The sequence below is a fragment of the Corynebacterium tardum genome, from assembly GCF_046717785.1.
Lineage (GTDB): Bacteria > Actinomycetota > Actinomycetes > Mycobacteriales > Mycobacteriaceae > Corynebacterium.
In genome coordinates this window covers 234,410-247,090 of record NZ_CP177104.1, presented here as the reverse complement: position 1 = coordinate 247,090, position 12,681 = coordinate 234,410, and the positions used below count along the sequence as shown (strand labels likewise).

The 12,681-nt window shown below is 59.3% G+C and carries 9 protein-coding genes and 2 pseudogenes; 5 read left to right on the top strand and 6 right to left on the bottom strand.

All coding sequences use genetic code 11. The features are described 5' to 3' along the window. Position 1: 1 nt before the first annotated feature. From ACLI1P_RS01180 to ACLI1P_RS01160, 5 genes are all read right to left on the bottom strand, one after another. Positions 2–1,726 carry an ABC transporter ATP-binding protein gene (locus ACLI1P_RS01180; RefSeq protein WP_042528963.1) on the bottom strand — a complete coding sequence of 575 codons (1,725 nt, stop codon included), beginning with the start codon at positions 1,724–1,726 and terminating at the stop codon, positions 2–4. Then, the gene (locus tag ACLI1P_RS01175) at positions 1,726–3,426 is read right to left on the bottom strand and encodes an ABC transporter ATP-binding protein (RefSeq protein ID WP_411709213.1); all 1,701 of its coding nucleotides are present in this window, start codon (positions 3,424–3,426) and stop codon (positions 1,726–1,728) included. The genes ACLI1P_RS01180 and ACLI1P_RS01175 overlap by 1 nt, the downstream gene beginning before the upstream one ends. A gap of 93 nt (positions 3,427–3,519) precedes the next feature. Next, positions 3,520–4,305 carry a thioesterase II family protein gene (locus tag ACLI1P_RS01170; RefSeq protein WP_023018093.1) on the bottom strand — a complete coding sequence of 262 codons (786 nt, stop codon included), beginning with the start codon at positions 4,303–4,305 and terminating at the stop codon, positions 3,520–3,522. Then, the gene (locus ACLI1P_RS01165; protein WP_411709212.1) at positions 4,302–5,480 is read right to left on the bottom strand and encodes a glycosyltransferase; all 1,179 of its coding nucleotides are present in this window, start codon (positions 5,478–5,480) and stop codon (positions 4,302–4,304) included. Before ACLI1P_RS01165 ends, ACLI1P_RS01170 begins: the two co-directional genes overlap by 4 nt. A 46-nt stretch (positions 5,481–5,526) precedes the next feature. Beyond that, complete coding sequence (locus tag ACLI1P_RS01160) at positions 5,527–6,156, bottom strand: sugar O-acetyltransferase (protein WP_014303359.1); 630 nt, start codon at positions 6,154–6,156, stop codon at positions 5,527–5,529. 411 nt (positions 6,157–6,567) lie between these two features. On the opposite strand from ACLI1P_RS01160, the gene ACLI1P_RS01155 reads away from it, so the two are divergent. The 3 genes from ACLI1P_RS01155 to ACLI1P_RS01145 are packed head-to-tail and all read left to right on the top strand — an operon-like array spanning position 6,568 to position 9,204. Then, positions 6,568–7,632: an ATP-binding cassette domain-containing protein gene (locus tag ACLI1P_RS01155; protein ID WP_014303358.1), complete on the top strand. Its 1,065-nt coding sequence runs from the start codon at positions 6,568–6,570 to the stop codon at positions 7,630–7,632. Further along, a complete protein-coding gene (locus ACLI1P_RS01150) occupies positions 7,629–8,390 on the top strand; it encodes an ABC transporter permease (protein WP_014303357.1) in 762 nt (253 codons plus the stop codon). The genes ACLI1P_RS01155 and ACLI1P_RS01150 overlap by 4 nt, the downstream gene beginning before the upstream one ends. Next, a complete protein-coding gene (locus ACLI1P_RS01145; protein WP_014303356.1) occupies positions 8,383–9,204 on the top strand; it encodes an ABC transporter permease in 822 nt (273 codons plus the stop codon). The genes ACLI1P_RS01150 and ACLI1P_RS01145 overlap by 8 nt, the downstream gene beginning before the upstream one ends. A 542-nt stretch (positions 9,205–9,746) precedes the next feature. Here ACLI1P_RS01145 and ACLI1P_RS01140 read toward each other — a convergent pair. Then, a pseudogene (locus ACLI1P_RS01140) lies at positions 9,747–9,905 on the bottom strand (IS110 family transposase); the annotation flags it as partial. A 72-nt stretch (positions 9,906–9,977) separates the two neighbouring features. Here ACLI1P_RS01140 and ACLI1P_RS01135 point away from each other — a divergent pair. Then, positions 9,978–11,321: an IS256 family transposase gene (locus tag ACLI1P_RS01135; RefSeq protein WP_147722669.1), complete on the top strand. Its 1,344-nt coding sequence runs from the start codon at positions 9,978–9,980 to the stop codon at positions 11,319–11,321. Between the two features lie 82 nt (positions 11,322–11,403). Beyond that, positions 11,404–12,621: pseudogene (locus ACLI1P_RS01130) on the top strand (IS3 family transposase). Positions 12,622–12,681 lie beyond the last annotated feature (60 nt).

Below are 12,681 nucleotides of genomic sequence, written 5' to 3'. Positions count from 1 at the left end.
CCTACAGCTTCCAGCTGGTGGCGTCGCTCTTTTCACCCCAGAAGCTGCGGTAGCGTGGGGAACTCTCCATGAGTTCCTCGTGGTTGCCGATAGACTCCACGGTGCCGGAGGGACTCATCATCACAATCTGGTCCGCGTCGCGGATGGTGTGCAGCCGGTGCGCAATGACGACGATGGTGCGCTCGGCAGAAAGCGTTTTCATACCGCGCATCACAAGGTGCTCATTCTGCACGTCTAGAGAGCTAGTCGCCTCATCAAGCAGCACGATCCGCGCGTCCTTCAGTAGCGCACGAGCGATGGAGACACGCTGACGCTCACCACCGGAGAGATTCTGCCCGCCCTCGCTAATCAGGGTGTCAAACCCCTGCGGCAGCTGCCGGGCAATCTCGGTGACACCGGCCAACTCCGCTGCGCGGAGCACCTCCTCCCGCGTTGCATTGTGGCAGCCCAGGCGGATGTTTTCATACAGTGTGTCCTCGAAGAGGTACACGTATTGGAACACCATAGCCAGCGAATCCAACACCGACCGGGAGCCAAGATCGCGAATATCCACACCACCGATACGGATGGTCCCCTGGTCAACGTCATAGAAGCGTGCCGCAAGTTTTAGCAAGGTGCTCTTGCCGCAGCCGCTGGGACCCACCAACGCAGTAGTAGTTCCGGGCGCCACGCGGAAACTCACGTCGCGGACCACTGGGGTGTTGGGTTCGTAGCCAAAGCCCACCCCATCGAACTCGATGCCATAGTCGCGTGGCGCCGCCGGAACCGCAGGCTCCGGCAACACCCGCGCATCGAGGATCTTTTGGATCTCATCTAAGGTATTGCGCGCGGATTCCAAGCCCTCGCCGTAGGGTATGCCCGACATAGCAACGCGAGCCAGGATGAACACCAACACAATGACGCCAATGTAGGTGCCTGCTTCTAGCCAGTGGTTGAGAAGTAGCACGGTGGCCAGGGCATCAATGACCACGGTACCGACCATGATGATTAAAGCCAGACGACCCATGATCATCTCACCTGTCTTCTGGGTGTGCTGCTGGGCGCTAAGCTGCTCTCGAATCGAGGCGCGCACGGCGCGCTCCCCCAGCGAATCCGGCCCAGCCATGCGCAGCACCGGCTGCACCTGGGCGAACTCCAGCACCTCCGCGGCGCCGTGCTCGTTGCGCTCGCCCTTCTGGCGCTCTGCCACGCGGTACTGCCGCATTAGGCGGTTATAGGCGAACCACACCACGGCAGCCACTGCAACGGTAACCAGCCCCAGCCGCCAGTCCACGGCGATGAGAAACACGCAAGCCAAACCGGCCGAGGCAGCACCGTGCAGCATGGGCCGCAGCATCATTGCCGGCGCGTTAGCGGCAAACAGCGCACCGCTGGTGGCTACAACACCGATCTGGCCGGCGCGATCTTCTTCAAAATAGCCCAGGGGTAGCTGTGCCGTGCGATCGGCGATAAGCCGGTGGATGCGCAGCACGTAATCATGCCCCAGGTCCTGGGCAATAACCTCAGTGGGCCAGTCTGCGGCGGCGTAGACGAGGACGGAGATAATGATCCAGGGCAACCATGCTGCGGCCTGCGCGGGATCTTCGCTAAACAGCGTGTCCAAAAACAGTGCAATGAGGATAAGGCCAATGGCCAACGCCACCGCGGAAATCCCAATTAGCGTAAGGACCAGCACCAGACGGCGACGATCAGCCGGACTGCCCAGTGAATAGAGCGTGCGGATCATTATTTTTCCTCCCCTTGGATGCCCGCCTGCGCGGTTTGGTAGCGTGCCCACATCGTGGCGTAGCCCTTGCCTGCCGCCACTAACTCTTCGTGAGTGCCTGCTTCGGTGACCTCACCGTTTTCCAGCATGAGGATCCGGTCAGCGCCGGTGATCGTGTGGAGCCGGTGTGCGATAACTACTAGCGTGCGCCCGGCCACCAGCTCGGTAATGGCCCGCTGGATCGCGGCCTCGGAGTCCGGATCCGCAAAAGCGGTGGCCTCATCCAACACGAGGATCGGCGCGTCGAGCAAGATGGACCGGGCAATAGCCAGCCGCTGCTGCTCGCCACCGGAAAGCTGCGCGTCCTCTCCCACCACCGAGTCGTAGCCGCGCGGCAGATGGGTAATGCGCTCATGAATCTGGGCGGCGCGGGCGGCGCGAATCACGTCTGCGTCGGTGGCCTCCGGGTGAGCGAGGCGAATGTTATCCCGCACGCTCATCCGCATAAGGTAAGGGTCCTGGAAGACGAACCCTACCCTACGGTAGAGCTGGTCAGATCGGAGATCAGTACTAGGGACGCCACCAATGCGCACCGACCCCTCCGTGGGGTCTAATAGCCGGGGGATGAGCGCGGCTAACGTGGACTTCCCCGAGCCGGAAGGTCCCACCACCGCAGTGATGCTGCCGGCGGTAAGTTTTTGGTTAATGCCGGAAAGCACCGGGGTGTCCGGCACGTAGGAGAAGCTTAAATCTTTCAACTCAATTCCGGCGTTTGCAGGCTCCCTGCCGCCAGCAGCGGGCGGCAATACCGGGATGTTGAAGAACTCGGTGAGATCCGCCGCGGCAGCCTTCGCCTCCGAAAACATGATGTTAGTGCGCGAAAGCATAAGCAGAGGCGCGGCGATGTTGTTGATGAACAAAAACGCTGCCAGCACATCGGCCACTGGTACGCCCGCAGACGTGATGAGCCACGGGCTGGCCGCGGCTACCACCAGCAGGCCAAACCCGGTGGAGGTGAAGATCTTCATCAAAGCGGTGGGGTGTACGGTGGCGTGCAACCACTCGCGATAGAACCCACCAAAACTCCGGGAACGACTAAGGAAAATGCTCTCGTCGTAGCCTTCCGGAACAAACACCTTGATAACCGGGATGCCGCGCACCAACTCTACGACGGCGGCGTCTAGCTGCTTCTGGCTGGACTTAAATTTCTCCGCCTTTTCTTGAAACTCGCGCATCATAAACGGCATGGTGGCCACTGCCAACAGCAGTGGTACCAGGCCCAGCAGGCCTATCCGCCAGTCCACCACGAACATGTATCCCAGGCTCAATAGCGGTACGAGTACACCGGCCGAATAATCGTGCGGCGCGTGGGCGATGAGCTGGTGGATCTTGGTGACGTCGTCTTCGATGTAGGTTTTCACAGTCCCCGAAGGTGTCCGCGTAAACCAAGACAGCGGGAGCCTACCCAGCTTGGTAATCTGCTGCTGGCGTAAGTGCTCGCCCAAAAGGCCGTCGGCCTGGTGGCTTACCTGGAGGCTCTTCACGGTTGCCTGTCCATGTAGGACGGTGGCCACCATGAGCGCCGCGACTAGCAGCCACAGCTTTGACGCATCTATCGGCTCTCCCTGGAAGGACAGCATTACGGTGCGCACCAGCTCAACCAGCACGATTACCGGCACCAGCGACAAAACCGCCGCCAGCACCGCCAATAGCAGCGACACCGTGATCTGCCGGTGGGCAGGTTGAGATATTTGCCTAAATGTAATGGGTGGTTTTTGTTCGGTCATCGGGGCCTCTTTACTTAACAGTCACAATCACGCATTGTTCCGCGCTAACCAGGCAGTGTTCCCAGTAATTCCCGCTAGAAAACCGGCAAGCAGGTCGAGGAACTCGGTTCCAGTATCGAGCGGGAAGAAATGCCCACCCGGCAGGACCTTCAGTTCAAAACTACCGCTGGTAAAATTTTCCCACCGGGAAAGCATCTCTGGGCTGACAGCTGGGTCGCTATCCCCCGCCAATGCCAGCACAGGAGAGCGAAGCACCGTGGTTGCATGGTGAAAGCCCTCGTGTAACACATAATCGCGACGAATGTCAGCGAGCAGCAGCTTCATCACATCATCATTGGCAAGGATCTCAGGTGGTGTGCCACCTACCTTCTCAAACTCCCTGCGCAGCGCACCGAACCCCATTGACGAGTGGTATTCCCCAGGCACGGTTTCTCCGGGCGCCTGCCGTGCGGCCACCACCACGGCTTCCGGTATAGTGGGCCGATGCATCTGCTGCAGGCAGGCAGCAACCTGGTAGGCCAGCGCTGCCCCCATGGAGTGGCCGTACAACGCAATCGGCGCGCCCGCCGCCAGATCTACTATCTCGGTTGCGCACATATCGGCGAGCTTGTCAAAGTCGCTTACCCATTTCTCTCGGCGACGGGTTGCCTTTCCGGGAAGCTCCACCGGCACCACGTCAATGCTTGGGTTGACCCCCACCCATCCACGATAGACGGAAGCGCTGCCTCCTGCGTGATGGAAGCAAAACAAGAGGGTTCCAGTGCGATGTCCGGCCACAAACGGAAAGACTCCCTCGCAGCTGATTTCTGTCATTTTTCGCCTTTCGCTAGGTCGGACTGATTAAGCACGATTTCTACTGCTGCGACGGTACCCGGGTCTGTGGCAAGCAACGCGGGCATCCTGCGGGCTGCGGAGTCGTATGCTCCACTTACCAAATCGGCAATTCCGGCGGCCAGGGACTGGGCACTCAGTTCGCCTCGCTGGGCGTCAATATAGTTCGGCCCGGCACCGTTTCGACAAACTGCGTTGGCATGGAAGTGTTGGTCACCACCGAATGCAACCGCAAGGCACGGCTTGCCGGCGCGCAGGATCGCCCCGGTGGTGCCCAGTGAGCCGTGGCAGATGCCTGCACGGCACCACGGAAGCACAGTCGCGAACGGGACCCGGGCGACGGTGAGGATTCCTTCTCTCACACCAGGCTCATGATCGGGATCGACGATTATCGCCCGCAGACCATGCTCGATGCACGCGTCTCGAGTCCATCGTTGAAGGTCATAAACGCGATCTGAGACCATACTCCCAAAGCTTGCCAGAACCGGGGCCGAGCCGGCAGCCACAAACTCCTCGACTGCTGGGTCTAGGGCGAGTTCACTGTGGTGCGGGTCAAGCCACTCGCCAGTGACGTGAATGTGGTTTTTCCATTCCGGCGCCGGCGGACTCAACGCGGGACTGAATTGGTAGATCGTGGTTGGTGGAGAGGAGAGCGCTCGCTGACGCAGCCCCAACCTACGGCGCCATGCCGCTATCACTGGGCGCATCGCCCAAGCCATCAGAGTATTGGACATCCAGTGGGTGACCAGAGCTCCGACAGAGCCGTCCAGTTTTCGCGGATCCACGAGGCTGTAACGGAGGCAGGGTTCGGTAGGGAAAACCTGCACCCGAACGCTGGGGACTCCGCGTGCAGCCCCTAACAACCGAGCAACTTCACTGAATTGGGTGTACATGACCACGTCAACGCCATCCATGGCATGCTCTAACACATCGAAAACGTGGGCGTCAGATATCATCTCACGGATACCTAAGACAGTGTCCATCATGCCTTTACTATCGCCCAAAAGGCGCTTCATTAACGCCCGGTAATCACCGGGTAACTCGATGTAGTCCACCCCGTTTGCACGAAAACTCCCGCCGAATTCGCTAAACCCAGCCAAAACAAACTGGTGGCCACGATCTCGAAGTGCGACACCAAGGTGCGCAAATGGCAGCATATCACCCTCAGAACCCAGGACGACCGCGAGAACTTTCACAGCCGTCTCAATCCGTAATCCAACTAGGCCACTCAGGAACCCAAGACTCCCCCATGAGCTTATCTTCCGGGCCAATATCACGAATGACTCGGCACGGATTACCGGCTGCGAGTACCATGGGCGGAATATCTCTTGTCACAACACTGCCAGCACCAATTACTGCACCATGCCCAATCGTGACACCCGCAGTTACCGTGCAATTGCCACCAAGCCACACATGGTCTTGTATGGTGATCGCACCCCCGGTACACACCATGTATTGCCGCTCTACGGGGTCTAAGGCGTGATTGCCAGCAAAGAAGGAACACCATGGACCAACCATGACCTCATTGCCAAATGTCACCGGGGCCATATCAAGTACCGTCGTTCCTCGATTGAAGGTCACGCCATCTCCGACCTTGATTTTCGAGCCATATTGGACATGAAATGGCAGGAAAACCATTAAGCGCTCCCCCAGTTCACCAAGCAGGTCTGCCATCACTGCCTGCTTCTCCGCTGTTTGAAGTGGACGAAGCTGGTTGAGATCGTGACACTTCTCCGCCGCCTCCATCATCTCGTAATAGAGATCCGGGTCCTCAATAGGGCGGAAGGGCTGACCGCAGAGAATCTTATCTTCGATTTGCTCTCGAGAATCCATGGATACTCCTTTGTGCTTGAGAGGCGCGAGCCACAATACGAATTACGGTCAGCCACGCGGTTTGACCCTGACTAGTCGGAATACCCAGATTCTTAGCTCACACTTGGTAGCTTACAGGCCTTCGACTTAATTGTCAAGCATGCCATGCCTAATTATGGTATGCTCAACTTTGCAGCAACCTGCAGCGTCGCCGCCGATCAGCCGACCTGTGCAGCCCTCTCCTGCGGGGCGCTGTGCACGACCCGGTGCCGCTAGACATACATCATTTTCTAAGGATTAGTTGGCACTACCCCAGGCGCTTGCTCCGTGGACCACAATCCATCGTTCGCGGGCAATAATCGGTTTTCCTTCTGCGGTAGGAGAATCGGTGCGCCGTCTAATAGACCGTTGACGTATATCCAGGGATGAATCATGAAAGAAAACCCCACCACGGCAACCGCTAGCGGTGACCCCAGCGCCACCGCAGTCCCCTCAACCAGCGCCCACGCAAAAGGCCGCGACCTGGTGCTTGATGTCCAAGATCTGCGATGTAGCCTGGGAAAAGTCAAGAAGCGAACGGAAATCCTGCGCGGTGTGACCCTCGCCATTCCGCGCGGGGGCATCCTCGCCGTCCTAGGCGCCAATGGTGCCGGCAAGACAACCTTGGTCAATGTCCTTTCCACGCTGCTGCCCGCCACGGGCGGAACCGCCATCATCGATGGCCACAACTTAGCCACGGATCCTTCCAAGGTGCGCGCTTCCATCGCGCTGACCGGGCAATACGCCGCAGTGGATGAGGAGCTTACCGGCAAGGAAAACCTCATCTTCTTTGGCCGCCTGGCAGGGCTTAAAGCTAGCGATGCGAAGGCCCGCGCCGCGGAACTTCTTGAGCGCTTCGATCTGGTTGGCGCCGCCGACCGCCTGGTTTCGGCATACTCGGGCGGCATGCGCCGGCGGTTAGATATCGCCGCCTCCCTCACTGTCCCGCCCGCGCTGCTGTTCCTCGACGAGCCGACCACGGGCCTCGACCCCGCCGCGCGCAGCTCCGTGTGGGATACCGTCCGCGGGCTGGCGGCCGACGGCACCTCGATCCTGCTTACTACCCAATACCTGGAAGAAGCTGACCAGCTCGCAGACCGCGTCGCCGTGCTCGCCGGAGGCAAGGTGCTCGACGAAGGCACCCCCGCCGAGCTCAAGGACCGCTATGGCACCACGGTGTGCCTCATCACGATGTCTAGCCCGGACGATGCCGCACGCCTCACCCACACCTTGCAAGAACACCGCATCGACTGCCGCCAAGAGGACACCGTATTGCGCGTCGATGCGCCCGATGGCCACCGCACCCTAGTCCGGGCGCTGGCCTTGTGGGATGGCGACGACACCTCGGTCGCGGACGTCTCCTTGGTTCCGCCCTCCTTGGACGATGTCTACTTCGCTATCGCCGGGTCCGGCGACATCGCGCAGCAGGCTCCCCACACCGGTGGAGGCTCCCAGTGAACGCGCTCGGAGCAGTCGCTGCCTCGTGGCACCGCAATGTCCTGCGCACCGTCCGCAACAAGGCCGTAATGGTTTCCGCCGTGGCAATACCCAGCCTGTTCATGGTCATCTTTTACGCCACCTTCGCCAAGGCTTCGACGGAACTCGGCATCGATTACGCCGCCTTCCTCCTGCCCGCCGGCGTTATTCAGGCGATTGTGTTCGCCGCCGGGGGCTCCTCCTTGGCGATTACGCGTGACGCCGAAAACGGCATCCACGACCGCATCCGCGCCACCGGGACGCCCGCCTGGGCCACGGTCGTCGGCCGGCTGCTGGCAGATCTCACCCGCGCCGCGTGGTCGTGCAGCATCGTCGTCCTCACCACGATCCTGCTCGGTGCCCGCTACGCTGCCGGACCGGGTCGTATTATCCTTACCATCGCCCTTTTCGCCGCCCTCACCATCATCCTCTCCGCGTTTATCGATGGCTCCTGCCTGTTGGCCCCCAAGCCCACCTCGGCGTCCTTGCTCTTCCAAAACCTCGTGCTGGTCATGGTGATGTTCTCCACCGCATTCGTGCCTGCGGATGCGCTGCCCGGCGGCATTGGCCCCATCATCCGGCACGTACCGCTATCTCCCATCTTGGACACCGCCCGCAACCTACTAGGTGGCGCTGCCCTGGGGGCGCGCGGAGTCGAAGCACTGTGCTGGCTCATCGCCATGACCGTCGTTGGCGTATGGGGCTTTATCACCGCTTTCCAGGGGAGGAAACATGACTAACCACACCACCGCCACCGTGTCGCACGACACCACCTGGCTGTCCACTGTCGCCACGCATTTTGGAAGGCACCTGCGCGCCGCCCGCCGCGATAGCGCGGTAATTACCAATACCGTGGCTGGTCCCGTTTTGATGTTCCTGGTCATGCGGTGGCTGTTTGGCGACCTCATGGCGGCCTCGCAAGGCTCTGCCACGCTCGACGCGTTACCGCTTACCATCGCGCTCATCCTTTCCAGCGAACTGATGAATGGCACCTCCGCCGCCGCGCAGATAATTAAGGAACGCCAACGCGGTATCACCACCCGCATCGCGACCACGCGCTACGGCACCAGCCCGGAGATCTTCGGCCGCTGGTGTTTCGATTCCTTACGCAGCCTTATCTCCGGCTGCGCGGTGCTGCTGGCTTCCGTGGCTTCTGGCCTGCGTATTCACACGCTGGCCGGGTTTGGCTGGGTGCTGTTAGTCATCATCTTCGGCGCGGTGGTGGCCGCCTCGCTATCGGCCATGGTGGGCGCGATGTGCGCCACCCCGGAGGCCGCCATTGGCCCGGCCCCCATCATCATGGCGGCCATGGCACTTAACGGCGGCCTCGTGCCCGTGGAGCAATTCGCTGGTGTGGTTCAACCCATCGCCCGGTGGAATCCGCTTACCTTCGCCGCCCGCGCCGGCGCCGCCATCGACGGCACGCCAAGCGCCGAAATCCTTGCCACCGGCCAGCCCGGCACCGCAGTCTGGGCTTTCGTGGCCTGGATGGTAGCACTCACCGTAGTGCTGCTAGCCGCCGCAGCTGCGTTCCGCCGCCCCACCATGTCGTAAATAGCGCCGGTTAGCGCGACAGTGCTACTTGTCGCGCGGCGGCGTCCCCAGCGGCGCGGTAGCGCTACTTGCCGCGCAGGGCGCGCCGCCGCGATAAAGAGCTGCGAATCTTTACCCGCGGCCGCGCTAAGGCGGGTAGTGTCGCCGCCGGTTACCGGCAACCAGGCGGCCTCGCCCGGGGCTAGCTCCAGGTCGTTTACCGTGACCACACCAGAAGTAGCCAGGGCGATGGCCGGTCCGGGAAGCTGCGTGGAAACCGTGGTGCCGGCGGGCAAATCGTAGCGGGTCACCGCAAACTCCTGCACCGGCAGCGGGTACTCTACTACCGTCGCGGTGTTGGGCGCGGCATCGGCAACAGCGGCGCTCTCCGCGCCTGCACCATCGCCCAGGGAGGTGTTCCTATATAGTTTGTCAATTCCGTGGGTGAGTTTGTTGGGGGGTGTGAAGGGTTTCTGCTTTTCCTTGTGGATGTTGTTTTCGGGCACGGTGAGGAGCCGATTGGGCTTGCTGTGCAATCGGCTTGAGGTGAGGGTCTGTTGGTTCTAGGCTGCTGCGGCCTCCTGGACTGTGGAGATGTCTCGGTAGAGCTCGCCGTTTCGCATCATGGCGAAGAGAACGTTGAGGCGCCGGCGTGCGAGTGCGACGACTGCGGCGTTGTGTCTTTTGCCTTCTTTGCGTTTTCGTTCATAGAATTGCCGGGAACGCTCGTGGAATCTGAGAGTGTCTGATGGTTTGTGTGTGGGTACCTAACCTGCATGAGGAGATGGACCAGAATGACTACTGTGGCACGACGAGATCCGGCTGATAAGGCCAAGATTGATGCGATTGAAAAGAAACTGCTTGCTAACCCTGAAATCGCGAAGCTGATTGATGACCTAGGCACATCCACAACGGATGCCAATGACCTGGTTCGCGGCATGTTGCAGGCCTCGATTACCCGGGGACTCAATGCTGAAATGGATGCCCATTTGGGCTACGAGTCTGGCGACAGGAGCGCTAAAGCTGCTGCCGGGACAGATAATTACCGCAACGGGTCGTATCCAAAGACCGTGGATTCTAACTACGGGCCAGTAACCGTTGATGTCCCGAGGGATCGGGCTGGAACATTCTTGCCGACTATGGTCCCTAAAGGTTCTAGGCGCTTGACTGATGTCGATGACATGATCGTCAGCTTGTACGCCGGTGGGATGACAATTAGGGACATCCAGCACCATATGGCAACGGCGATGAGGGTTGATATTTCCCATGAGACGATTTCCGCAGTCACCGATGCCGTCCTCGATGAGGTCATGGTCTGGCAAAACCGCCAGCTAGACGAGTTCTACCCCGTGGTTTTTCTAGATGCGCTGCGCATTAAAGTCCGCGACGGTGGCCGAGTGGTCAACAAGTCCGCGTACATGGCAATCGGTGTGGATCTTGACGGTATCAAACACATTTTGGGATTGTGGATTGCCAAAGAAGAAGGCGCTTCATTTTGGGCGCAGGTATGCGCCAATCTTTCTAACCGTGGGGTCAAAGACGTCTTTATCGTCTGCTGTGACGGGCTTAAAGGCCTGCCTGAAGCAGTCGAGGCAACGTGGCCGAACTCTATGGTGCAAACCTGTATCGTGCACCTGATTCGTGCCGCTAACCGGTGGGTAGCCTACGGGGATCGCCGGGGCGTATCGGCCGCGTTGAAAAAGATTTACACCGCAGCGGATGAACCCACAGCTAAGGCTGCCTTAGACGACTTTGAAGCCTCTGAATTGGGAGAAAAGTATCCACGCTCAGTCAAGGTCTGGCGAGATGCTTGGCAGCGTTTCGTACCGTTTCTACAGTTCCCACCAGCAGCCAGAAAGGTTATCTATACGACGAATTCGATTGAATCATTCAACAATGAACTGCGTAAAGCTACCCGCAACAGGGTGCAATTCACCAACGATGAATCAGCGCTCAAGACACTATGGCTGATGATCTGCAATATCGAGGACAAACGAGCTGCAAAGAGAGCGAAGCAGGGCAAACGAGTCTCAGCGACAGCCGGCAGACTCATGGAAGGAGCCCGAGTTTCCGGCTGGAAACAAGCCATCAACCAAATGGCCGTGGCCTACCCCGACCGCTTCGACAAATACCTATAAACCTAACCCCCACACACAAACATGAGGTTACCCTCGTTTAGTGGACACCCTATTTGTACGGATCTTGTGTCCGTAAGAGAGGATGTTCATTGTGAGTCAACAGCGCAAGAAGTACACGCCGGAGTACCGGCGTGAAGCCGCGAACCTGGTAATCGAGTCAGAGCGACCGATCGCTCATGTGGCTAAGGAAATCGGTGTTTCCGCCGGGCTTTTGGGCCGGTGGGTCAAACTCGAACGTGAACGCCGAGGATCCTCCGATGGGATGAGCGAGGCTGACCTCCGAGCTGAGAATGCTCGTCTGCGCCGGGAGCTGGCAGAAGCCAAGATGGATAACGAGTTTTTGTCAAAAGCGACAGCCTTCTTCGCCGCGAAGCAACGCGAGCAGAAAAGTTCGAATTGATGCAGCCAGAGCAAGGCGAACTACAGCATCAAGCGCATGGCACGACTATTAAAAGTATCTCGGTCTGGATACTACAAATGGGCCCATGCGCAGCAGAAACGACTATCCGGCGACGATGATCGGGCAGCATTTTACGATGATGTTGACCGAAAGATTCATCAGATTTGGAAAGACTCCGATGAGGTTTATGGTGCTCCGCGGATCACCGCAGAGCTTGCCGAGCGCTACCAGATCACCTTGAATCGCAAGACTGTGGCTAAACGGATGCGCATGATGGGCATTGAAGGGATTTCACCGCGTGCCTTTGTCCCGGTGACAACGATTCAAGCCAAGCGTAAGTCAACTCTTCCTGACCTGGTCAAGCGCATGTTTGATACTGGTCAGCTCAACCGAGTGTGGATGTCAGATATTACCTACCTGCGCACCGGTGAGGGCTGGTTGTACTTGTGCGCGGTCCGCGATGGTCATTCCCGCAGGGTACTGGGCTGGGCTATGGATAGCGTTCAAGACACACACCTGGTTGAACGGGCCCTGCGGATGGCGCATACGCTACGCGGTGATGTTCCTGATGGGCTGGTGTTTCACGCTGACCGCGGAACGCAATTTACCAGTGAGAAGCTCTGGGAGGTCTGCCGCAACCTGGGCATTGCCCAGTCTGTGGGGCGTACTGGTGTGTGCTTCGATAACGCGATGGCTGAGTCGTTCTGGTCGACGCTAAAGACTGAATTCTATGACCGGCAGCGCTGGGCGACCCGTGATGCTGCACGCAAGGCCGTTGCCTACTGGATTGAAGTCGTCTACAACCGCCGACGCCGGCACTCTGCACTCGGGATGGTCAGCCCCGTCGACTTCGAAAACCACATTGGTCTAACCACCAGTAGAAAAGAAATAGCTGCCTAACCACTAGGTAGCTCCACTACGTGTCCACGATTTGCGGGCAACCCCCAAACAACTTGACAC